Below are 21,899 nucleotides of genomic sequence, written 5' to 3'. Positions count from 1 at the left end.
GCAGACAGACGCTAATTTTTCTCTGGCAGGAAAGGAGTGTAAATAAATGTGGATCTATGAAAAGAAACTGCAATTTCCTGTAAAGATCACCCAGCCCGATGCTCGACTGGCAAAAATCATGATCGAACAATATGGCGGTGCAGACGGCGAATTGGCCGCTTCTTTGCGCTACCTGAGCCAGAAATTCACCATGGTAACCCCCGAAGCAAAGGCTACTTTGAATGATATTGCCACAGAGGAACTGGCTCATTTGGAAATGATGGGGACCATCGTACACCAGCTGACCCAGGGCCTGACAAAAGACCAAATCATCGCCGCAGGGTTAGACCCCTACTACGTCAACCATGGTCTGGGTGTATATCCTTCTTCCGCCGCAGGCGTACCCTTTACGGCAGCTTACGTGCAGTCCAAAGGCGACCCCATCACTGACCTTTATGAAGATATGGCCGCCGAACAGAAAGCACGCTCCACTTACGAATACCTCATCGACATGACGGATAATCCGGAAGTGCTGGCGCCCCTGCGTTTCCTGCGGGAACGGGAAATTGTTCATTTCCAGCGTTTCGGCGAATGTCTGGATTATGCCCGCGATTATCTGAACCAGCAGCATTATTTCTTCATGCAGCAGAGCGGCTGTAATACACGATAATAAAAATTGTTGTAGCAATTTCAAGTGAATCATCCAAAGAAAAAGAAATAAAATATTTCTTCTATGTCATATGCTTTTATGCAAATAACCCATAGGAAAATGATATTTTATACAAAACGATGGATTAACTGATTATTCCCTGCATTTTCTAGGGATATTTGTCCATTGCTTTTCAAATTTGCAATGATATGATAGAAATATCCTTTTAAAACAATGCAAAAAGGAAATGAATACGGAAAAATAAATACCGCATGGCTGAGTGATTTTACTAAACCATGCGGTATTCCTATTCAGCAAACGGGAAATTAAAAATGAAGCAAAACAACAAGCACAAGGGAGGAAATCGACAATGAAAAAGGCAGTAGTAACAGTACTGGGTCTGGACAAAGTAGGCATTACAGCAAAGTTATGTGCTGTTCTGGCAGACACAAATATCAATATTCTGGATATTTCCCAGACAATCGTTGGTGGTTATTTCAACATGATAATGGTAGTGGATATTGCTAATATGAAAGATACTTTCGTAGCAACAGCAGAAAAACTGCAGGCAGTAGGCGAAGAAATGGGCCTGGAAATCAAAATCCAGCATACAGATATTTTTGATGCGATGCACCGCATTTAAAAAGGAGGTCGTATCAAATGATCACAAGAAATGAAATCCTGGAAACCAACAGCATGGTCAGCGAAATGAATCTGGATGTCAGAACCATCACAATGGGTATCAGTCTTCTGGATTGTGCTGATGCGGATATCAATAAATTCAACGAAAAAGTTTATAACAAAATCACTACATATGCCAAAGATCTGGTAAGGGTCGGCGATGATCTGGCAAAGGAATACGGCATTCCCGTTGTAAATAAGAGAATTTCCGTAACACCTATCGCGATTGCGGCGGCTGGCTGCAAAAATGCTGACTCCTATGTCAGCGTTGCCCAGACATTGGATAGAGCTGCGAAAGAGGTTGGGGTAAACTTCATCGGTGGCTTCTCTGCTCTGGTACAGAAAGGCTACACCGAAAGCGATAAGATCCTGATCGATTCCATCCCCGAAGCACTGGCAGTGACAGAACGTGTATGTTCTTCCGTAAATGTAGGTACATCCAGAAATGGTATGAATATGGATGCAGTAAAGAAAATGGGCGAAATCATCGTAGAAACAGCAGAACGCACAAAGGATAATGAATGTATCGGTTGTGCAAAACTGGTCGTTTTCTGCAATGCAGTAGAAGATAACCCCTTCATGGCAGGCGCATTCCACGGCGTTGGTGAAGCTGACTGCTGTATCAATGTTGGTGTCAGCGGCCCCGGCGTTGTGAAAAAAGCACTGGAAGAAGTAAGAGAAGCAGATTTCGAAACGCTGTGCGAAACAGTAAAACGTACTGCCTTCAAAATTACCCGTGTTGGTCAGCTGATCGCTCAGGAAGCATCCAAGAGACTGAACGTACCTTTTGGTATCATCGACCTGTCTCTGGCTCCCACACCCGCAGTTGGCGATAGTATCGCAGAAATCTTCCAGGAAATGGGTCTGGAAGAAGCAGGTGCACCCGGCACAACAGCAGCACTGGCTCTCCTGAACGATAACGTGAAAAAAGGCGGCGTTATGGCATCCTCCTATGTTGGTGGTCTAAGTGGTGCGTTCATTCCTGTCAGCGAAGACCATGGTATGATCGATGCCTGCGAAAAAGGTGCACTGACACTGGAAAAACTGGAAGCAATGACTTGCGTATGCTCCGTTGGTCTGGATATGATTGCTCTGCCCGGCGATACTTCTGCGGCAACGCTGAGCGGTATCATTGCTGACGAAGCAGCAATCGGCATGGTAAACAATAAAACAACAGCCGTTCGTCTGATCCCTGTAATCGGCAGAAAAGAAGGCGAAAGCGTAGAATTTGGTGGTCTGCTGGGTTATGCTCCCATCATTCCCGTAAATCGCTTCAGCTGTGAAAAATTTGTAGCACGCGGCGGCCGAATTCCTGCACCTATCCATAGCTTCAAAAACTAAACAGCTATTTTTAGGTACCGTTTTTAACGGTACCTTTTTCGTCCATATCGCATCAAAACAGCTACTACCAAAAATACTCTCTAATCCCCCTCCAGAAACAAAGACCCTCACGGAAAATTCCTTGGGAGGGTCTTTTTGCTTATTCAAATTTAGGCCAGCAAACGGGAATTTCAGGATTTTCCACGCGAATAGGTTCGGGATATTCCACGCCAAACAATTCCAGTTCTACTTTTTCAACGACCTGTGGTTCCACAGGTTCATTCACTTCCACACCTTCAATAGGGAAATCTACAGGAATGGTTTCCACCTTTTCCAGTCTCCAAATTTCCTCCATCCCCTCCAGCACCTTGCCGAATACAGGATAGATGCCCTTATGATCGGGACAATCCCTCAGGGGGAAGAAAAATTCGCAGCTGGCAAGGCCAGCTTCGCCGTAGCCGCCCATGCAGACACAACCGGGGTGAGAATCCAGAGGCACCACATCAGGGTTCAGCTGAAATTCATTGGGGATCAGATACTGACATTCCTTATGACCGAAAGCAGTATAGCTCATATCGATCCAGTTGCCGGGCACGATACGTTCGATGGTATGGTTGTCCAGATAGCCGTTCTTTGCCGCAAAAATAAAGCTGTTTACGGTATTGGGGGCATGTTCGGGCAGCAGCTCGATCACTACTTTGCTGCCGTTTGCCATATATAACGTTGCTTTAGGGTTCATAGTCGCACCTCTCATTCGATGATTTCCAGTTCCTTGGAGTAATGGTTCAGCACTTCGCAGCCGTCCTCTGTAACCAGAACCAGATCCTCCACACGAACGCCTGTATCCCCTGCCACATAGATACCGGGTTCGATAGAGAAAATCATACCGGGCACGGCAGGTGTTGTATTCACGCTGGAAACATCGCCAAATTCATGCTCCGCCAGACCGATGAAGTGGCCCAGTCTGTGGTTGAACTGAGGGCCGTACCCCTTTTCTGTAATGAGATTTCTTGCTGTGTTGTCCAGTTCCATCAGAGGCACACCGGGTTTGATCTTGGCGATAGCCGCTTCATTTGCCGCACGGACGATATTATAGATATTTTTATGCTCTTCACTCACTGTTTTGTAGTAGAAGGAACGAGTCATATCGGAGCAGTAACCATCTTTGATACAACCTACGTCAAACAGGACAACATCCCCCTCTTTCAGCACTGTATCATCGGGGCCATGGTGAGGGTCTGCCGCATTAGGGCCAAAAGCCACCAGTGGTTCAAAGGAAAAACCATCTGCACCCAAGTCCAGATAGATTTTCAGCATCTGTTCTGCCACTTCTTTTTCTGTTACGCCTGCGTGGATAAGCTTTTTAAATTCTACCATTGCCATATCGTTAATATGGGAAGAAACACGCATTTTTTCCTGTTCTTCTTCATCTTTGATACCTCTTACAGTGTCAATAGCAAGAGAAGTATTCACAAAGCCTGTCGCTGCTTTCATTTCCATCAGGGGCAGCAGGAATCTTGCCTTCAGGTCTTTATCCACGCCCAGAGGGGCTGTGCTATCCAGATATTTAGCCACAATTTCCATAGCAGGGTCTGTATCGGAATACCAAACCTTTTCCACGCCCACTTCCTGAGGGATGGAGAACAGATTATTCAGGAAATAGGCATGCTTACCGTCTGCTCTTAACAGCAGTCCATAAAAACGTTCATGAGGGTCGTTGTATACCCCTGTCAGATAGTAAATAGACATAGGGTCAATGATCAGCATCTGGGAAACGCCCATTTCACCAAGGGCAGCCATGATGCGTTCCACGCGATTTTCTTTCATAAATATATACCTCCTTCTCAGAAAAACTTTTTGAAAAAAGTTTTATTCGCCTGCGGCGCTGTAAAAACGCAAAACCCTTTTTTGCAAAAGGGTTTTGTTGCTATCAATATTGAATTAGAACTGCTTTCTTAACTTTGGATCAAGCAGGTCACGCAGACCGTCGCCAATAAAGTTTGCACCCATGGACATAGTGAAGATCGCCAGACCGGGGAAGCCCGCGATCCAGAACTTATTGAAGTTATCCGCACCATCAGAAACCATCATGCCCCATTCAGGCGTAGGGGGTGCAGAACCCAACCCCAGGAAGCTCAGTGTGGAGAACATCAGAATCTGGTTACCCAGGTCAGTTGTAGCCATGATCAGCACGGAACTGATACTGTTCGGAATGATTTCCTTAATCAGGATACGCATTTTGGACGCGCCCAGCGCTTCCGCCGCCATAACGTATTCATTTTCTTTCACACTCAGCACCACACTTCGCATCAGACGAGCGTATGTAGGCCATGCTACGATGACCAGCGCAAACATGGTATTGAACAGGCTGGAACCCAGAACGGCGTTGATGATCATCGCCAGAATCAGAGAAGGGAAAGACAGGATCATTTCGGAAACACGCATCATGATCGTATCCACTTTGCCGCCAACATAGCCGGCGATAGCGCCATAGAAGGTACCAATGGTACCGGCGATGATAACCGTCAGACAGCCTGCCAACAGGGAATATCTGCCGCCGTAAATAACACGGCTGAAAATATCTCGGCCAAATTTATCTGTACCAAAGAAATGTTCTGCAGAAGGAGCCTGCAGTTTGATCGCCATATTCTGGGAGATCGGATCATAGGGCGCGATGGCAGGCGCCAAAATCGCCATCAGAATCCAGAAAATACAGATGATTACCCCAAAGGTAAATAAATAATTTGATTTAAATAATTTTTTAATTGCACGCAGCATCAGTTGCACCTCACTCTGGGATCAATGATACCATACAGAATATCAATGATCGTATTGATAACCATATAATTCAGCGCAACCAACAAAGATACGCCAATGATCGAAGGGAAATCCGCCGCCAGAACGGATTCATAGGCAAACTGACCAACACCGGGCCAGTTAAAGATCGTTTCTACCAGAACCATACCGCCCAGCAGGTTGCCCAGACCCAGACCGATAACCGTCAGCACAGGGATCAGTGCATTGCCCAGGGCATGCTTCAGGATCAGCTTTGTCTGGCTCAGGCCTTTTGCCCTTGCCGTACGGATATAATCTGTGGACATAACATCCAGCACATTGGAACGGGTCGTTCTTGTGATGAGGCCCATGGTAAAGGAAGCCAGTACCAGACCGGGCAAAATCAGATGGCTCAGGGCATCCATCGCTTTCGGGATATTGCCTTCCAGCAGGCTGTCGATCACATACAGACCTGTCACCGTCTGGGGTGCCGCAAAGCCTGTACTCAGGCGACCGGGGCCGGGGAACAGCTGCAGTTTATAATACAGCAGGAACAGCACCAACAGCGCAAACCAGAAGCTGGGGATGCTTACGCCGGTGACGGAAATGGCACGCACGATCTGATCGATGATGCTATTTCTTTTAATTGCACTGATCACACCAAACAGGATGCCAAAAACAGCCGCGATGACGATAGCAAATAATGCCAGTTCGATGGTGGCAGGGAAGCATCTCATCAGTTCTCCCAGAACATCTTTATTCGTACGGATGGATGTACCCAGATCCAGCTGCAGCAGGTTTTTCATATAAATGAAATACTGCACGATAACGGGCTTATCCAGACCATGCTTCGCGCGGTAAGCCGCTACGATCTCAGGGTCGCTGAGGGCTCTCTGGCTCAGGTTCGCTGTGGTACCATCGCCGGGCAGCGCCTTCGTCAGGAAAAATACCAAGGTTGCCACGCCCAAAAGCATGATGATCATATACACCAGCCTTTTGGCAATAAATTTTAACGTATCCATAAAACACCTCTCTCAAAATTGCTTGTTACTCGAAAACAGACACTTCCGTCAGTCCGCAGTTTTCTGCGCTCTCACGGAAATATCTGTTTTTAATAAACCCAAGGCAGGCAGAAGCCTGCCTCGGGAAAATCAAATCAAAATCAACCAACGATATTGATCTTTGTTACATCCAGTGTGTAAGGGTCGGAAATATCAACGCCTTCCAGTCTTGTGTTGTAACCGATGTGTGCGGGAGCCTGCGCGATCATAATGAAAGGACCGTTTTCATATGTCGCATCCTGGATCTGGCCCAGAATTGCAGCTCTTGCATCTACGTCTGTTTCTTCCATTGCTGCTGTATACATTGCTGCCAGTTCGGGATCCATATCAGCAGTCCAGCCAGCTCTCAGACCAACAATAGCGCCGGGCAGGAATTCCAGCTGTACGTTGGGGTCATTGTAGTCTGTGCCCCAGTACATTACTGTGAAGCCCAGTGTACCGTCACGGTATGCATCGCCGTAACCGCCGCCCCATGCCTGTGTTACGATGTTCACTGTGATACCGATCTGTGCCAGGTCATCAGCAACTTTCTGTGCCAGGTCTGTCAGCAGGATACCTTCCATATCCAGGTCGGATACTGTCATATCTACTGTGAAACCATCTGCATAGCCAGCCTGTGCCAGCAGAGCTTTTGCTTCTTCGATATTTGTGTAATCAGCAGCTCTTTCGCCTTTGTTGCCCATGAATGTTGTCTGAATGATGCTGTAAGGTGTTGCTGTGCCTTCGCCAACCAGATCTTTTACGCCAGCGTAGTCAACAGCTTTTCTGATCGCCTGCTGTACCAGAGGATTGGAAACGGGGCCGCCGTATGTTTCATCCATGTTCATCATAATGAAACCTACTGTGTTTGTAGCACCGTTGATCATTGCGATACCTTCTGTGCCTTCGATTTCAGCCATTGTATCGTCTGTCATGTTCATAGCAACATCCAGGTCGCCGCTTGCCAGAGTCATCATCTGTGTATTTGCATCGGGCTGGATCTGAACGATGTATTTATCTACGTTTGTGGATTCGCCCCAGTAGTTAGGGTTCTTTTCCAGAACGAATTCAGCGTCGGGTGTGTAGCTTGTCAGGATATACATACCGGAACCAGCACTTGCGGTATCCAGGTAAGCCTGTGCTGTGTCTGTTGTTGCAGCATCTTCTGCATCAGTACCGCCGTTTTCTTTCACAACTTCGCTATCCAGAATTGCGAAGGAAGGATAGCACAGTTTTGCTGTAATGGCAGAGTCGGGCTGTGTCAGGTTCAGTACAACTGTTTTTTCATCGGGTGTGTCGATGCTTGCAATTGTATCAGCCAAGAATGCAGGGTTGGACTGCAGGTTCTTTACACGATTGATGCTGAAAGCAACGTCAGCGGATGTCATGGGGTTGCCGCTGGCAAATACAATGCCGTCTTTCAGTGTCAGTGTCAGTGTTTTTGCATCTTCGGAAAATTCGTAAGTATCAACCAGCAGGGGTTCGGGTGCGCCGTCGTTTTCGAAGAATTTGAACAGAGTTTCGTAGCAAGCATTGAGCGCCAGTGTAGGATATTTTTCATAAACATAGCCAGGGTCCAGTGTTGCGAAACCGCCGCCAATGGCAACGACTACTGTGTTGCCTGCTTCTGCATCAGATGCAGTGTCTGCTCCGCCGCCGCATGCAGCACAACCCAGTGCCATCATAGCAGCCATAGCCAGAGCCATAAGTCTCTTTTTCATAGTAATTCCTCCTTAGTATTTTTTATATGAGTTACCGCGGGCTTCCGCGGCAAGGGACTCCTTAATCATATAAGTGACACGCTACAAAGTGCCCCACTTCGATTTCCTTGAATACAGGCACTTCCTGTCTGCATCTGTCGCAGGCTTTGGGGCAGCGTGTGTGGAAATGGCACCCGCTGGGTGGATCGGAGGGGCTGGGCAGCTCCCCTTCCAGATGGATGCGTTCTGTTTTCTCGCCGTCCACCTGAGGGATGGCGGAAAGCAATGCTTCCGTATAAGGGTGGCTATGCTTTTCATACAGCTGCGCGTAATCCGCAATTTCCACAATACGACCCAGATACATTACCGCAACGCGGTCGCTGACCTGATAAACCACGTTCAAGTTATGGGAAATAAAGAAATAGGTCAGACCCAGCTTTTCCTTCAGTTCCTGCAGCAGGTTCAGCACCTGCGCCTGTACGGAAACGTCCAGAGCGGAAACGGCTTCGTCGCAGACAATGATCTTAGGGTTCAGCGCCAACGCTCTGGCAATGCCGATACGCTGTTTCTGGCCACCGGAAAGTTCATGGGGATAACGGCTCAGGTGGTAAGTATCCAGACCAACCAGCTGCAGCAGCTCCAGAATACGTTCTTCCACGTTCACGCCGGGTTCCACCCCGTGAATTTCAAAGGGTTCCATCAAAATCTGTTTGATGGTTCTTCTGGGATTCAGGCTGGCAGAAGGGTCCTGGAAAATGATCTGGGCATCCTTACGCATCTTTTTCAGTTCTTCCCCCTTCAAAGAGGAAATTTCCTTGCCTTCCAAATAGACCTTTCCTTCTGTAGGGGCCAGCAGGCGCACCAAAGTTCTGCCAAGGGTAGATTTCCCACAGCCGCTTTCGCCTACTACGCCAAAGGTCTCGCCCTTCATGATTTCAAAGCTGACATCATCAACGGCTTTGACTACGCCGGATTTTTTCGTTTTTCCTTTAAAATGTACTTTTACATGGTCGGCTTTCATCAGCACTTCTTTGTTCTGGGCTGTCATAAGCTAACCTCCTTGCTTTCTTCTGCGGCATACAGCCAGCATCTTACCTGTCGCTCCTCGCTCACTTCTACCATGGGAGGCGCGTCTTTTTTGCATTTTTCTGTTGCCTTGGGGCATCTGGGCCAGAAGGAACAGCCTTCGATCTTTTCTGTAGGATTGGGCACCATACCTTCGATGGTAGAAAGGGGCTCTCTTTCCCTGGTGATCTTAGGAATGGCGTTCAGCAGACCGATGGAATAAGGATGCAGAGGCTGTTCAAACAGCGCCTTTACGGAAGCCTTTTCCACAATACGGCCTGTGTACATAACGATAACGGTATCGCAAAGTTCATTGACAACACCCAGATCATGGGTAATAAACAGGACGGAAGTACCCATTTCCCGATTCAGATCACGGATCAGGTCAAGGATCTGCGCCTGAATCGTCACGTCCAGGGCAGTCGTAGGTTCATCGGCAATCAGGATCTGCGGCTGACAGGCCAGGGCCATGGCGATCATCACTCTCTGTCTCATACCGCCGGACATCTGATGGGGGTATTCATGGGCGCGGGCTTCTGCGTTGGCAATACCAACGGCCTTCATCATCCTGATAGCCTCTTCCATGGCTGTTTTCTTATCCAGTCCACGGTGCAAACGCAAAGTTTCGGCAATCTGCTTGCCGCATTTGATGATAGGATTTAAGGAAGTCATGGGCTCCTGGAAGATCATGGAGATCTCATTGCCGCGGATCTTCTGCATTTCCTTTTCGCTTTTTTCCACCAGATTTTCACCCTTATACAGAATACTGCCATTGGTGATCTTCCCTGGGGGATTGGGGATCAGCTGCATGATACCCAGAGAGGAAACGCTCTTGCCGCTGCCGCTTTCGCCAACGATACCCAGCTTTTCCCCTTTATGGAGGGTATAATTCAGGCTATTGACTGCGCGAACAGTGCCTTCCACCGTCTGGAATTCCACACAGAGATCTTTTATTTCAAGTATGATATCGGATGGATGCATCATTTCACATTCTTTCTATGGTCAAAACCAATTCTATTCTTTCCTGGACAAAATCACGTTACCACTGTCATGTATAAAAGTGCCATGGACAGATTTATCGACTATCCAGTATGTCATAATATCTAACATTATCACATTTCCCCATGAAATTCAACATTTTGACGGGATTTTGTTTTTATTTCCGCACCGATTTCTTCCTTACTTATAATGGAAAAACGCCGCATCCTTATGCGGCGTTCTTTTCTTTCGATTTATCCTTTTGTAAAATACTGCAGGTTTTCTGTATCAGCAGTACCCCTGGCAAGGGCTTTCCATTCCTCTGCCAGTTTTTGCAGTTCCCCTTCTTCTTCTGCCACGCCATCCGCCAGCTTCCAGCCTTTCAGCTTTCCACTTCTGTAGAGCGCAAAGGCATCCTGCAAAGCAGCATAGCCTTCCTCCACGGTAAAAACATCGATCTTCCCGTCGTTGCAGGCAAAATGCAGGCCGGAAATCGTCTCCTCCGAAGGTGTTTCTGTCATAGCTTCATATTCATCGTATCCCTCGGTATAGTAAGCATCGATCTCATCCATGGTCATTTCTTCCAGATCAAACTGCATCAGTTCATCGCAGATCTTTTCCAGCTTTGCCGCTACATCTGTCAGTTCCGCCCCATAGTACAGTTCCAGTGTTTTATCATATCCATCAAATAATTCAGCTAACGCATACCACATGATGCTTCCTCCTTTTTTTACAGCGCACAGCGGCGCAGATAATCGATAACGATACGCATAGGCTCAGATACCCATTTATCTCTGTGATGCAGAAGCTGTGTCCAAATCTCGATATTCACCTCCGGCACATTGAGATAGCGCAATGCTCCTTTTTCCACATAGGGTCTGGTGACATAATCGGGCAGCAGGGCGATGCCTGCGTTCTGCACCACCAGATCAGCGATCAGATCCGCATTGCCGCTGACGAATACCGGCTGGATCTCCAGAGAGCGGGCTGCCAGCTGCTCATCCAGCAGGCGGCGGTAGCTCATCCCTTTTTCCGTCAGCAGGAAAGGCTGCTTTGCCAGTTCCTCCAGCTGGATATGGTCTCTTCCTGCCAGAGGATTCCCCGCCGCGGAAACAAAATGCACCCCAATGCGGGATTCCTGCAGGATCACATAATTCGTATCATAAATATGATTGTCCAAAGTATAAACGATATCCACCTCATTCTGGTTCAGCAGGCGAAACATTTCCTGTGTCCCGGCTGAAATACATTCCAGCGTGATGCCGGGATATCTTCGGCGCAGCTCCGGGAAAATACGGCGGATAACCTCACTGCTCAGGGAGTCCGCCATGGCGATGCGCACCTGCCCCCTTACTTCCGTTTCCCCTTTCGTCTCCTCCTGAAAACCCTGCAGCAATTCATTGATCTTATAAGCCGAGCGCAAAAGACGAGCGCCATGCTCCGTCAGGGTAACGGTACGGTTGATACGCTCAAACAGAGGAACGCCCAATTCGTTTTCCAGCTGGCGGATCTGAAAAGACACTGTGGACTGGGAATATCCCAGTTTATCCCCCGCCTTGGTAAAGCTGCGCAGCTCCGCCACATGTATGAAAGTGATCAGGTTTTTGATATCCATAAATATTCCTCTTTTCATCGGAAAATCCAATGTTATTTTCATTTTCATCGATTTTATAAATCTTACACCTAATATACCTGAAAAAGAGACAGAACGCAAGGACATATCCGACAACATAAAAAAGGCCATCCTTTTCATCAGAATGACCTTTCGTTTCCTATTTTGTATATGCTTCCTTCAAATCGAAGGCATGGTTCATGGGGCCGCTGCCTGCGCCCAGATCCAGCATAGCCGCCAGTGCGCCGGAAATATATTCCTTTGCCCGTTCCACCGCCGTTGCCAGATCGTTGCCCTTCGCCAGGTTGGATGCAATGGCGCTGGAAAGGGTGCAGCCTGTGCCGTGGGTATTGGGGTTATGGATGCGTTTCCCCTTAAACCACTGGTATTTGCCATCATAGTACAGCAAATCATTGGCATCATTCATGCTGTGGCCGCCTTTGCAGAGAACGGCACAGCTGTATGCCTTGCTGATCTTTTCCGCCGCCCTGATCATATCTTCAGGGCTTTCGATCTTCATATCCGCCAAAACCTCTGCTTCAGGGATATTAGGTGTTACCAGCGTTGCCAGAGGAAGCAGTTTTTCCTTCAAAGTAGAAACAGCATCTTCATTGATCAGCCTGGAACCGCTGGTCGCAACCATCACAGGGTCTACCACGATATTTTCCGCCTGATAGGCTGTCAGCTTTTCCGCAATGACAGAAATCAGCTCTGCGGAAGAAACCATGCCGATTTTTACCGCATCGGGGCGAATATCTGTAAATACGCTGTCGATCTGCATCCCCAGAAATTCCGGTGTCACTTCAAAAATCCCCTGTACGCCTACAGTATTCTGGGCTGTCAGAGCGGTCAAAGCACTCATGGCAAATACGCCGTTCATGGTCATGGTTTTCAGGTCTGCCTGAATGCCTGCGCCGCCGCTGCTATCGCTGCCCGCAATGGTCAATGCTGTTTTCATACTTCATTCCTCCAAACTTTTTTCCTGCTGTAAAAAGGCTCACGCCTTTGTCATCTCTTCGGAAAGGGCTTTCAGTTCCTTACATTCTGCTTCGATGTTTTCCGCACCGAAAATAGCAGAAACCAGAGCCACACCGTCTACCCCTGTACCTTTCAGTTCCAGCATATTTTTCTTATTGATGCCGCCAATGGCAACCACAGGGATATCCACTGCATCTGTAATTTTCTTCGCCATTTCGTGGGTCACTTCGCGGGCATCCAGCTTTGTTGTGGTGCTGAACATAGCCCCAACGCCCAGATAATCGGCACCGGCTTTTTCCGCCGCAATGGCCTGTTCCATGGTCTGGGTGGAAACACCGATGATCATGCCTTCCCCCACCAGCGCGCGCACGTTGCCCGCTTCCATATCCTTCTGGCCCACATGAATACCGTCCGCCTTGCATTTGATGGCAATATCCACATTGTCATTGACGATGAAAGGCACGCCGTATTTTTCGCACAGCGCCTTCATTTCGATGGCTTCCTGCAGGAATGTTTCTTCGTCCAATTCCTTTTCTCTCAGCTGCACGCAGGTAGCACCGCCCTTCAGGGCATCCTCCACCTGTTCCATCAGGGTCTGCTTGCCTGTCCACATGCGATCTGTTACCGCATAAAGCTGCATGGTTTCTTTTTTACATTTCATATCCATCTCTCCTTAGATGATTTCGTATTTTGCACACCGTTCCAGTTCCTCCCCTGTCAGGTTGAAAATGGTGTCGATGATATAATTTCTATAACTGGAGTTTCCGTCCTCAGCTGTCAGCCTTGCATGGGCCTTCTCGCCGCAGATACCCATGGCGCAGACTGCCGCCGCTGCCGCTTCCAGAGGATTTTCGGGGTTCGCTGTCACATAAGCCGCTGTCATGGCAGAAAGCTGACAGCCTGTTCCGGTGATGCTGCTCATCATGGGATGGCCGTTATAGATGCAGAAGGCTTTTTCGCCATCGGCAACAATATCGATAGCCCCCGTGATAGCAATGACTGCACCTGTTTTCTTAGCAAATTCTTTGGCAAAAGCCACCGCCTGGGGAAGGTTTTCCTTTGTCACCTTATCTGCCACATCGGCATCCACGCCCTTTGCGCCGCCTGTGCCCAGAGCCAGTGTTTTGATCTCGGAAATATTGCCGCGAATAACAGTGAATTTGATAGCTTCGATCAAATCCTGCGCTGTTTTTGTCCTCAGCTTGGATGCACCCGCACCAACGGGGTCCAGAACAACGGGATGGCCCAGTTCATTGGCTTTTTTGCCCGCCAGATGCATGGCAGGGATGGTGCGCTGATTCAGGGTGCCGATATTGATATTCAGACCGCCGCAGATGGAAGTGATCTCTTCCGCTTCATCCACATCATCCGCCATGATGGGAGAGCCACCGCAGGCCAGCAGGATATTCGCACAGTCGTTTACTGTCACATAATTGGTGATATTATGTACCAGAGGGCAAGTTCTTCTCACATTATCAAGCATTTCCTTCAACATATCCAATTCCTCCTTCAATCAAACTTTTTCCATGACGCCTGTTTTTCGCAAAGTCCCCAGCAAAATACCGGAAATGATGGCCCCGCCTGCCGTAGAGATCAGGAAAGGCACCACATAGGCATAGAATGCGATCTCCCCAGCCTGCATCCCCATAAAGAGGATGGCAATAGGATAGGCACACAAACCGCCCAGAACCGCTGTGCCAAAAACTTCAGCAATCAATGTCAGAGGGATATTTTTTGTTTTCCAAAAGGCAATGCCGCAAAGCAGCGCGCCGATCATGCTTCCGGGAAAGGCCATCAGACTGCCGATGCCCAGAAGATTGCGGATGACGCTGGCACAAAATGCCACGGTCACCCCGTAAAAAGGCCCTAAAATAACAGCACATAAAATGTTTACCATATGCTGCACGGGTACACATTTGCTCCCGAAAACGGGAATATAGAATAAGCTGCCGACCACTGCCACCGCGCAGAGGATGCCGGCGAAGCATAATTTTCTGGTTTGCGTATTTTTCATATTACAAGACTCCTTTTTATCATTCAGAGAGAACCACGGATATAACAGCGCTCTCCCTGAAGGTTAGACTTCCCCCTTGCGGGGATCCATTCAGAACTGTCGGTCGAAACTTCATGGCTTCCTCTCACGCCGGAACACGGCTTCCCATCGCTGTTATATCTCTGCAGGACACAAGGCGCTCCCCTTCTATCCTCCCGCCGCTGCGGGCCGTCCCTTCCAAAAAAGATCCGATCAGAAATACACTCACCTACTATTTACTTTTCTCAAACATGCTTTTATTTCAAAGCCTTTAAAAACCGGTCTGCATCCTTACATCGCATCAGCCCGCTCATGATGCAGGCACCTTTTGCGCCCACCAAGACCGCAAACAGCAACTATGCTGCCCTTTGGGGACGATTTCGCCGTTTTTTCTACCGCAATACGTTTTGGGTCATACTGGGTAGCTGAAAGATATTCTGCCAAAGTTTTGCCTGCCATATCAAGGAATTCGCCATTGATCTTTACCATTCTATCACCTCCTTTGCTCCGCAATTTTCCCTGCGGTACAAGCACTGCACCAATCAAATCCAGTGCCTGTACCACAGAAAACTTAAAAAAAAAGAGGAAATCACCTTGATTTGGTAATTTCCTCGTAATGTCTTGTTTCCAGGCTTCCCTACGTTGGCATTATCCAAATCAGGTATATGGGTCGAAGGTTTATACCTTCCTCTCAGCCTGTCACACAAGCTCCCCGCTGTTTATTCACTTGCAGATTCATTATATACCTGCCCTCCCAAAAAGGCAAGTCTGTTTTTACATCAATAGCCCAGCAGCTTATTTACGAAATAAGGGAACTGGATGAGCCACCAGGGCCAGTCGTGGTTCACATCTTCGCCCCAAAGGTCTACCCACGCAGGCACGCCCAGACGGTCGAACTGTTCCTTCAGGATGCGGGCATCGACCTTTGCTTCATCTTCCCACGCGCCCTGACCGCAGCAGATGATGATGCGACCCTGACGGAACTGTTCCACCAGAGGGTGATCATAGGGCATCTGAGGCAGATAATCCACGGGGGAATTATAATATACATCAATATCATTGTAGCCCTGGAAGAAATAGCCTGCATGGAACAGGCCGCTCAGAGACAGGCAGCCGCCGAAAATATCAGGTCTTCTCAGATAGAAATTCACTGCGTGATAGCCGCCCATGCTGGCACCGGTCAGAATGACCTGGCCATGATAGGAATGGGGGTCTGTTTCGCCGTGGATCTGATGCAGACGGGGCATAAATTCATCGCAGATATATTTGAACCACTGTTCATGCCACATGATGCGGCCATGGTGGTCGCCCCAGCTGGCACTCCATGTTTCCTGATCCACACAGCCAATGCAGAACAGCTGCAGCTGTCCGCTTTCCAGCTTATCTGCAACGGTATTGATCATACCACGGTCCTCAAAATCATAGAAATTGCCATCCTGACAGGGAAATACCACCATAGGCAGGCCCGCGTGGCCATATACCTTGAATTCCATATCACGATTCAGATTGTAAGAATATTCTTTGTAATAACAAGTATGCATAACAGTTAACCTTCCTTTTTCTGTACTACAAAATCCAAGAATGCAAACATTTCTTCATCCGTTTCAAATCTCGCCATATAAGCATAATCGCCCATGGCACCTGCCAGTACCTCCGGCATTTCTTCATACATCACGATATAATCATCATATTTCGCGATGATATCAGCGTGGCTATGGGCATAGGCCTTGCCCTTTCTCTGGGAAGCGTATGCCGCAGCATAGGGTCTTTTTTCTGCATCAAAATTGCCCTTGTCATAGCATACCATATTTGCCCAAATCTGGTAAACATCAATATCGTTGGCATAATTCATCATATCAGGCGTATAGCCACCGGGCGGTCTCATGTTTACCTCCAGGCCAAATACATCGCCCTTCTTGCCCAGGCCTGCTTTATCTTCATTCAGCAGGAAAAATTCACAGTGGAAGAAACGGGAATTGCTGTTGAAAGCCTTGATCGTCCTTCTGCCGGCATCTTTCAGGTCTGCGGGGATCTGTTTTCTGGAATAATAGCACAGCTCCAGCCCTTTGTTTACCACATCCATAACAGACTCTGTGAAGAAATGGCAGGTTTCAAAGATGATGTCTCTGTTGGAATCGCAGATACCATCATAGGAAACGATAGAGCCATTGATGAATTCTTCCATGATATACTGCACTTCGGGCAGGTTTGCATAGAAATCCCGCAGCTGTTCTTCGTTTTTCAGCTTATATGTAGCCGCGGCGCCAACGCCGTTGTCAGGCTTCACGATAACAGGATAGCCCGCTTCTTTTACGAACGCCAGACCTTCTTCCAGTGAGTTCACAAGATGATATCTTGCCGTAGGAACGCCTGCCTTGGCATAGTATTCCTTCATTTTGCTCTTATATTTGATGCCGTCGATGCTATCGTTTTTCAGGCCGGTATTGATATTGAAATCCGTCCTCAGCTGCGCATCCCGCAGCAGCCAGTATTCATTGTTGCTTTCCAGCCAGTCGATGCGCCCGTATTTGAATGTAAAAAACGCCATGGCTCTATATACTTCGTCGTAGTTTTCCAGGCTGTTTACCTTATAATATTCCACCAGAGAATCACGACATTCCTGGCTCAGCTGATCGTAGGGCTCATCGCCGATGCCCAGTGTTGTCACACCGTTGTTTCTTAAGCCCTGTGTAAAATGATAATACGTTTTGGGAAAATTAGGTGATAAAAATACAAAATTCATAAAATCGCCTTCTCTCTTGTATGTCATGGTACGATTGTATCAGAATTTATACAAAGATGCAAACTTTTGGGGCAATTTTTTTCAGGAAACGAAACTTTGTCCCACGCAGTCATGCAACAGCTATAAAAAAAGCCCTGAGAATTTCTCAGAGCTTTCTTTTGATCAAAGCATCAGATAAGCAAAGTAACCGCCATAGCAAAGCAGCATGATGGCCCCATGCAGGCGGTTCAGCACTTCCTTGCGGCATACGCACAGAAGCAGCAGAACTGCCGCCGCAACCGCTACAACGCTATCCACCAGGAAAGCAGGGTCATACACTACAGGCGTAATGATAGCTGTGATGCCAACAACGAACATGATATTGAACAGATTGCTGCCGACGATATTGCCTACGGCGATATCAGAATTGCCCTTTCTTGCCGCTGTTACGCTGGTCACCAGCTCCGGCAGGGATGTACCCAGAGCCACGATGGTCAAGCCGATGAAGCGTTCGCTCATACCAAAGATGCGGGCGATGGCAGTTGCCGCATCTACAGCAATATCGCTGCCCCAGACGATGGCTACAATGCCGGCGATAACCAGAAAGATGAGCTTGCCCATGGGCGCTTTCTGCGCATATTCTTCCAGTTCTTCATTCTCCACAGTTCCCCGCTTCGCCAGACGCAGCAGATACATCATATAAACTACCATACAGGCCATCAGAATGATGCCTTCCAGTCTGCTGACCACATTGTTCTGCAAACCCATTACAGCCAGAAGCACTGTAATGCCAATAACCATAGGAATCTCATAAAAAATGGTCGTTCTCTGGACCTTTACTGCACAAATTGCAGAAGTCAGCCCAAGGATGATGAGGATATTTAAAATATTACTGCCCACCACGTTGCCAATGGTGATCTCCGCGCTGCCCTTCAGGGCCGCAGAAATGCTGACCGCCGCTTCCGGCGCACTTGTGCCCATGGCTACGATGGTCAGCCCGATGACAATCTGAGGAATACCAAATTTATCTGCAATACTGGCTGCACCTTCTACGAACCAGTCTGCACCTTTCACCAGCATTGCAAAGCCAATGACCAATGTTACGATTTGAATCATTAATTCCATAAGTATCTCTCCATTCCCAGTTTTTCCAATACATATTATCTCGATTATACCTTGTTTTAAGAGGAAAATCCACCATATCCCTTTTCCTTCCGGCGAAAAACAACCATTGCCGAGCCTCTTTTTCGTGCTATAATGGAAATAAATACGAAGGAGGTCGATCTTATGCAGGAAGTATATGAATTTTTGAAAAAATGCGGTACCTATTATCTGGCAACGGCGGAAGCAAACGGGCATCCCCGTGTACGCCCCTTCGGCACCATCGATTTATTTGAGAATAAGCTGTATATCCAGACAGGCAAGGTAAAAGAAGTTTCCAAACAGATCGCAGCCAATCCCAAAGTGGAACTCTGCGCTTTCGACGGCCAGAAATGGCTCCGCGTGGCAGGTACACTGGTACGGGATGACCGCGTGGAAGCAAAAGAACACATGCTGGATAATTACCCCGCTCTGAAAAAGATGTATTCTGCTACTGATGATAACACAGAAGTACTGTACTTCAAAGATGCAATTGCAACATTTTCCTCTTTTACAGAAGTACCTAAAGAAATCAGATTCTAAACAAACAAAAAGAGCATCTCTCGATGCTCTTTTTTTATTTCTTTTATTCTCCCAGCAGATTGCTCATGCCCTTCAGGCTGATGGCCAGGGTAGAGGCATTATGGAACATTGCCGATGTGGTCGGCATCAGAACACCTGCCACGCCCAGTACGATCAGGCTGGCATTGATGCCAACGATCATGCGGTAGTTCTGCTGGATGCGTTTCATCAACAGATCGCTCAGAAGTTTCAGCTTCACGATCTCATTCAGATCATCTGCCGCAATGGTGATATCTGCGATTTCACGGGCAATTTCCGCACCATCGCTGATGGCGATGCCTACATCTGCCGCAGACAGTGCAGGAGAATCGTTGATGCCATCGCCGATCATAATGACTTTATTGCCTTTTTCCGTTTCCTTCCGGATAAATTCCGCTTTATCCTCGGGCAGCACTTCGTAATAATATTCATCAACGCCAACCTGCGCCGCGATGGATGCAGCTGCATGCTTATTGTCTCCCGTCATCATTACGATTTTCTCAAAGCCTGCCGTTTTCAGGTTTTTGATGACATCCACTGCTTCTTCCCGCAGAGGATCTTCAATGCAGATAACCGCTGCCAGCTTGTAATTCACTGCCAGATAAAGACGGGAATATTCTGTAGGCAGGGTGTCGAATTTTTCCTGATAGGAAGGATCGATGGTACAGCCTTCATCCTCGAATACAAAGTGATAGCTGCCGATGATGACTTTCTGGTCTTCGATCGTAGTTGCAATGCCATGGGCAACCATATATTCCACCTTAGAGTGGGTTTCTTCATGTTCCAGACCTTTTTCCAGGGCTGCTGTCACGACCGCTTTCGCCATGGAATGGGGGAAGTGTTCCTCCAGACAGGCAGCGATCCGGAGCATTTCGTCCTCACTCTTATCACAGAAGGAATAAACCTCCCGCACCGTAGGTCGCGCCTTCGTCAACGTACCTGTTTTATCGAATACAATGGTTTTGGCCTCTGCCACCGCTTCCAGATATTTACCGCCTTTTACGGTGATATTATGCAGGCTGGCTTCGCGAATAGCAGAAAGCACGGAAATGGGCATTGCCAGTTTCAACGCACAGGAGAAATCTACCATCAACACCGCCAGTGCCTTTGTTACATTTCTTGTGATGGCATAAACCAGACCTGTACCGATCAGCGTATAAGGCACCAATCTGTCCGCCAGATGCTCCGCGCGGCTTTCCACTGCGGATTTCAGTTTTTCGGAATCCTCGATCATGGTAACGATTTTTTCGAAACGGGTAGAACCACTGGTTTCTTTTACCTGCAAAATGATCTCACCTTCTTCTACTACCGTTCCTGCGTAAACATAGCCATCTCTTTCTTTTCTGACAGGCATGGATTCTCCTGTCATGGAAGCCTGATTGATCATGGTTTCCCCGCTGCGGATGATACCATCGAAAGGAATGACATTGCCCATGCGGACAACAACGCTGTCGCCGATTTCGATATCACTGGCAGAAACCAGAATTTCCTGCCCATCCTGCAGCAGCCAAACTTTACTTACATTCAGAGACATGCTTCTTGCCAGGTCATCCACGGATTTCTTATGGGTCCATTCTTCCAGCGTTTCCCCAATGCCCAGCAGGTACATGACGGAGCTTGCCGTATCCATTTCCCCACGGAAAACGGAAACGCCAATGGCAATGGCATCCAATACCGCTACTTCCATTTTCCGCTGCAGCAGACAATGGAATCCTCTGTAAATATATTTCACAGATTTCAACGCCGTAAGAACCGCGCGCACAGAATAGGGAACAAACAGCTTCTTGCCAAAATGGATGGCTGTCTGCTGGATCAATTTTCCCTGATATTTGGCATTCAGTTCCCTGCCGGAATGTTCGCAAAGGGCTTCCGGCACTTCCACTTTCGCATAACAAAAGCGTTTCAGACTGCGAATCACGTCGTCTCTTTCGCAGTTATAGCAAATCACTGCATCTCCCGTTTTTTCATAGACCTTTGCCAGAGTTACCCCGGGCAGATTGTGCAGATAATATAACAGGGCATCGGCTTCCCCGCAGGTCATACGATCCTGCATCAGGTGCACGCGGAGTCTCCCTTTGATTTCATGCTTAATTTTAAAATCCATTCCTTCACCCCCATGGAAGAAAAAACGGAGCCATCGGCTCCGTCAGAAAGTTCTAAATTATTCTTCTACTGCTTCTTCTTCTGCAGTTTCCACGGAGTTTTTCTCCATTTCATAACGATCTTCGTTGATCTGCTTTGCTTCAGCCAGGATATCTTCTGCGTTTTCCTGAACCATTGTTGTGGTCTTCATTACGCAATCCTTCGCACGCAGCACTGCCGCTGTACCATGGGTATATACCTTTTTCGCATCTTTGCTGCCCAGAACTTTCAGGCCTGCCGTGCCAAACAGCACGCCGCCAACGAAAACAGCTACTTTATCTACTTTGATATTTGCCAGGCAATCTAAACATTTATTTAACATATGTAAAACCTCCTTAAGTGTGTTTGTAACCAGTTAACATTGTCATAAAGAAACAGAACACGCACAGCCATGCCCATGTTTTATGGTTTTTCATGTACGTTTCCCTCCATTCTTTTTTATCCATAATATGCAAAAACCCGAAGGTTTTTGTTGCCCTTTTCTTGTTTCCATCTTAGCAACCAACCTTCGGATTAGTCAATTCT

The 21,899-nt window shown here is 47.8% G+C and carries 23 protein-coding genes and 1 riboswitch; of the genes, 4 read left to right on the top strand and 19 right to left on the bottom strand.

Annotation, left to right across the window (positions count from 1 at the left end; translation table 11 throughout):
• The first annotated feature begins 46 nt into the window (after positions 1–46).
• The 3 genes from IJ369_RS01855 (at position 47) to IJ369_RS01845 (ending at position 2,650) form a co-directional block, all read left to right on the top strand.
• On the top strand, positions 47–649 hold the full coding sequence (locus IJ369_RS01855; RefSeq protein WP_290715326.1) for a manganese catalase family protein: 603 nt from the start codon (positions 47–49) through the stop codon (positions 647–649).
• 349 nt (positions 650–998) lie between these two features.
• Positions 999–1,271: an ACT domain-containing protein gene (locus tag IJ369_RS01850; RefSeq protein ID WP_290715324.1), complete on the top strand. Its 273-nt coding sequence runs from the start codon at positions 999–1,001 to the stop codon at positions 1,269–1,271.
• Between the two features lie 17 nt (positions 1,272–1,288).
• A complete protein-coding gene (locus IJ369_RS01845; RefSeq protein ID WP_290715322.1) occupies positions 1,289–2,650 on the top strand; it encodes a PFL family protein in 1,362 nt (453 codons plus the stop codon).
• 139 nt (positions 2,651–2,789) lie between these two features.
• On the opposite strand, the gene IJ369_RS01840 is transcribed toward IJ369_RS01845, so the two are convergent.
• From IJ369_RS01840 to IJ369_RS01760, 17 genes are all read right to left on the bottom strand, one after another.
• On the bottom strand, positions 2,790–3,368 hold the full coding sequence (locus tag IJ369_RS01840) for a peptidylprolyl isomerase (RefSeq protein WP_290715320.1): 579 nt from the start codon (positions 3,366–3,368) through the stop codon (positions 2,790–2,792).
• Between the two features lie 11 nt (positions 3,369–3,379).
• Positions 3,380–4,456: a M24 family metallopeptidase gene (locus IJ369_RS01835; RefSeq protein WP_290715317.1), complete on the bottom strand. Its 1,077-nt coding sequence runs from the start codon at positions 4,454–4,456 to the stop codon at positions 3,380–3,382.
• 114 nt (positions 4,457–4,570) lie between these two features.
• On the bottom strand, positions 4,571–5,407 hold the full coding sequence (locus IJ369_RS01830; RefSeq protein WP_290715315.1) for an ABC transporter permease: 837 nt from the start codon (positions 5,405–5,407) through the stop codon (positions 4,571–4,573).
• Entirely contained in the window at positions 5,407–6,426 is a 1,020-nt protein-coding gene (locus tag IJ369_RS01825; RefSeq protein ID WP_290715313.1) for an ABC transporter permease, read from the bottom strand. Before IJ369_RS01825 ends, IJ369_RS01830 begins: the two co-directional genes overlap by 1 nt.
• 140 nt (positions 6,427–6,566) lie before the next feature.
• Positions 6,567–8,165, bottom strand: coding sequence for an ABC transporter substrate-binding protein (locus IJ369_RS01820; RefSeq protein ID WP_290715311.1), 1,599 nt, complete (start codon positions 8,163–8,165; stop codon positions 6,567–6,569).
• Between the two features lie 61 nt (positions 8,166–8,226).
• Entirely contained in the window at positions 8,227–9,192 is a 966-nt protein-coding gene (locus tag IJ369_RS01815) for an ABC transporter ATP-binding protein (RefSeq protein ID WP_290715309.1), read from the bottom strand.
• Positions 9,189–10,190: an ABC transporter ATP-binding protein gene (locus IJ369_RS01810; RefSeq protein ID WP_290715332.1), complete on the bottom strand. Its 1,002-nt coding sequence runs from the start codon at positions 10,188–10,190 to the stop codon at positions 9,189–9,191. The genes IJ369_RS01815 and IJ369_RS01810 overlap by 4 nt, the downstream gene beginning before the upstream one ends.
• A gap of 251 nt (positions 10,191–10,441) precedes the next feature.
• A complete protein-coding gene (locus IJ369_RS01805; protein WP_290715307.1) occupies positions 10,442–10,900 on the bottom strand; it encodes a hypothetical protein in 459 nt (152 codons plus the stop codon).
• 17 nt (positions 10,901–10,917) lie between these two features.
• A complete protein-coding gene (locus IJ369_RS01800) occupies positions 10,918–11,802 on the bottom strand; it encodes a LysR family transcriptional regulator (RefSeq protein ID WP_290715305.1) in 885 nt (294 codons plus the stop codon).
• Between the two features lie 157 nt (positions 11,803–11,959).
• Complete coding sequence (thiD, locus tag IJ369_RS01795) at positions 11,960–12,757, bottom strand: bifunctional hydroxymethylpyrimidine kinase/phosphomethylpyrimidine kinase (protein ID WP_290715302.1); 798 nt, start codon at positions 12,755–12,757, stop codon at positions 11,960–11,962.
• A 39-nt stretch (positions 12,758–12,796) separates the two neighbouring features.
• Entirely contained in the window at positions 12,797–13,438 is a 642-nt protein-coding gene (gene thiE / locus IJ369_RS01790) for a thiamine phosphate synthase (protein ID WP_290715300.1), read from the bottom strand.
• 12 nt (positions 13,439–13,450) lie between these two features.
• Positions 13,451–14,272, bottom strand: a complete 822-nt coding sequence (gene thiM, locus IJ369_RS01785; RefSeq protein WP_290715298.1) for a hydroxyethylthiazole kinase — start codon at positions 14,270–14,272, stop codon at positions 13,451–13,453.
• Between the two features lie 18 nt (positions 14,273–14,290).
• Entirely contained in the window at positions 14,291–14,791 is a 501-nt protein-coding gene (thiW, locus tag IJ369_RS01780) for an energy coupling factor transporter S component ThiW (protein ID WP_290715296.1), read from the bottom strand.
• A 309-nt stretch (positions 14,792–15,100) separates the two neighbouring features.
• Positions 15,101–15,298, bottom strand: a complete 198-nt coding sequence (locus IJ369_RS01775) for a thiamine biosynthesis protein ThiS (RefSeq protein ID WP_290715294.1) — start codon at positions 15,296–15,298, stop codon at positions 15,101–15,103.
• A 126-nt stretch (positions 15,299–15,424) separates the two neighbouring features.
• Positions 15,425–15,533: riboswitch (TPP riboswitch) on the bottom strand.
• A 55-nt stretch (positions 15,534–15,588) separates the two neighbouring features.
• Positions 15,589–16,350: an esterase family protein gene (locus IJ369_RS01770; RefSeq protein ID WP_290715292.1), complete on the bottom strand. Its 762-nt coding sequence runs from the start codon at positions 16,348–16,350 to the stop codon at positions 15,589–15,591.
• A 5-nt stretch (positions 16,351–16,355) separates the two neighbouring features.
• Entirely contained in the window at positions 16,356–17,552 is a 1,197-nt protein-coding gene (locus IJ369_RS01765) for an ATP-grasp domain-containing protein (protein WP_290715289.1), read from the bottom strand.
• 162 nt (positions 17,553–17,714) lie between these two features.
• Entirely contained in the window at positions 17,715–18,656 is a 942-nt protein-coding gene (locus IJ369_RS01760; RefSeq protein ID WP_290715287.1) for a calcium/sodium antiporter, read from the bottom strand.
• Positions 18,657–18,818: 162 nt separating this feature from the next.
• On the opposite strand from IJ369_RS01760, the gene IJ369_RS01755 reads away from it, so the two are divergent.
• Positions 18,819–19,214 (top strand): pyridoxamine 5'-phosphate oxidase family protein, encoded by a 396-nt coding sequence (locus IJ369_RS01755; protein ID WP_290715285.1) that lies wholly within the window; start codon positions 18,819–18,821, stop codon positions 19,212–19,214.
• A 43-nt stretch (positions 19,215–19,257) separates the two neighbouring features.
• Here the strand turns inward: IJ369_RS01755 and IJ369_RS01750 are convergent, their stop codons facing one another.
• Positions 19,258–21,336: a heavy metal translocating P-type ATPase gene (locus tag IJ369_RS01750; protein ID WP_290715283.1), complete on the bottom strand. Its 2,079-nt coding sequence runs from the start codon at positions 21,334–21,336 to the stop codon at positions 19,258–19,260.
• Positions 21,337–21,393: 57 nt separating this feature from the next.
• Positions 21,394–21,696 carry a DUF6110 family protein gene (locus tag IJ369_RS01745; RefSeq protein WP_290715281.1) on the bottom strand — a complete coding sequence of 101 codons (303 nt, stop codon included), beginning with the start codon at positions 21,694–21,696 and terminating at the stop codon, positions 21,394–21,396.
• Positions 21,697–21,899: the final 203 nt, after the last annotated feature.

Source organism: Anaerotignum sp. (assembly GCF_017483025.1).
Classification (GTDB): domain Bacteria; phylum Bacillota; class Clostridia; order Lachnospirales; family Anaerotignaceae; genus Anaerotignum_A.
This window is presented reverse-complemented; position numbering and strand designations above follow the sequence as displayed.

Coding starts and splice junctions, on each gene's coding strand:
- IJ369_RS01855 (WP_290715326.1), top strand. CDS start 47: ATGTGGATCTATGAAAAGAAACTGCAATTTCCTGTAAAGATCACCCAG.
- IJ369_RS01850 (WP_290715324.1), top strand. CDS start 999: ATGAAAAAGGCAGTAGTAACAGTACTGGGTCTGGACAAAGTAGGCATT.
- IJ369_RS01845 (WP_290715322.1), top strand. CDS start 1,289: ATGATCACAAGAAATGAAATCCTGGAAACCAACAGCATGGTCAGCGAA.
- IJ369_RS01840 (WP_290715320.1), bottom strand. CDS start 3,368: ATGAACCCTAAAGCAACGTTATATATGGCAAACGGCAGCAAAGTAGTG.
- IJ369_RS01835 (WP_290715317.1), bottom strand. CDS start 4,456: ATGAAAGAAAATCGCGTGGAACGCATCATGGCTGCCCTTGGTGAAATG.
- IJ369_RS01830 (WP_290715315.1), bottom strand. CDS start 5,407: ATGCTGCGTGCAATTAAAAAATTATTTAAATCAAATTATTTATTTACC.
- IJ369_RS01825 (WP_290715313.1), bottom strand. CDS start 6,426: ATGGATACGTTAAAATTTATTGCCAAAAGGCTGGTGTATATGATCATC.
- IJ369_RS01820 (WP_290715311.1), bottom strand. CDS start 8,165: ATGAAAAAGAGACTTATGGCTCTGGCTATGGCTGCTATGATGGCACTG.
- IJ369_RS01815 (WP_290715309.1), bottom strand. CDS start 9,192: ATGACAGCCCAGAACAAAGAAGTGCTGATGAAAGCCGACCATGTAAAA.
- IJ369_RS01810 (WP_290715332.1), bottom strand. CDS start 10,190: ATGCATCCATCCGATATCATACTTGAAATAAAAGATCTCTGTGTGGAA.
- IJ369_RS01805 (WP_290715307.1), bottom strand. CDS start 10,900: ATGTGGTATGCGTTAGCTGAATTATTTGATGGATATGATAAAACACTG.
- IJ369_RS01800 (WP_290715305.1), bottom strand. CDS start 11,802: ATGGATATCAAAAACCTGATCACTTTCATACATGTGGCGGAGCTGCGC.
- thiD (WP_290715302.1), bottom strand. CDS start 12,757: ATGAAAACAGCATTGACCATTGCGGGCAGCGATAGCAGCGGCGGCGCA.
- thiE (WP_290715300.1), bottom strand. CDS start 13,438: ATGAAATGTAAAAAAGAAACCATGCAGCTTTATGCGGTAACAGATCGC.
- thiM (WP_290715298.1), bottom strand. CDS start 14,272: ATGTTGAAGGAAATGCTTGATAATGTGAGAAGAACTTGCCCTCTGGTA.
- thiW (WP_290715296.1), bottom strand. CDS start 14,791: ATGAAAAATACGCAAACCAGAAAATTATGCTTCGCCGGCATCCTCTGC.
- IJ369_RS01775 (WP_290715294.1), bottom strand. CDS start 15,298: ATGGTAAAGATCAATGGCGAATTCCTTGATATGGCAGGCAAAACTTTG.
- IJ369_RS01770 (WP_290715292.1), bottom strand. CDS start 16,350: ATGCATACTTGTTATTACAAAGAATATTCTTACAATCTGAATCGTGAT.
- IJ369_RS01765 (WP_290715289.1), bottom strand. CDS start 17,552: ATGAATTTTGTATTTTTATCACCTAATTTTCCCAAAACGTATTATCAT.
- IJ369_RS01760 (WP_290715287.1), bottom strand. CDS start 18,656: ATGGAATTAATGATTCAAATCGTAACATTGGTCATTGGCTTTGCAATG.
- IJ369_RS01755 (WP_290715285.1), top strand. CDS start 18,819: ATGCAGGAAGTATATGAATTTTTGAAAAAATGCGGTACCTATTATCTG.
- IJ369_RS01750 (WP_290715283.1), bottom strand. CDS start 21,336: ATGGATTTTAAAATTAAGCATGAAATCAAAGGGAGACTCCGCGTGCAC.
- IJ369_RS01745 (WP_290715281.1), bottom strand. CDS start 21,696: ATGTTAAATAAATGTTTAGATTGCCTGGCAAATATCAAAGTAGATAAA.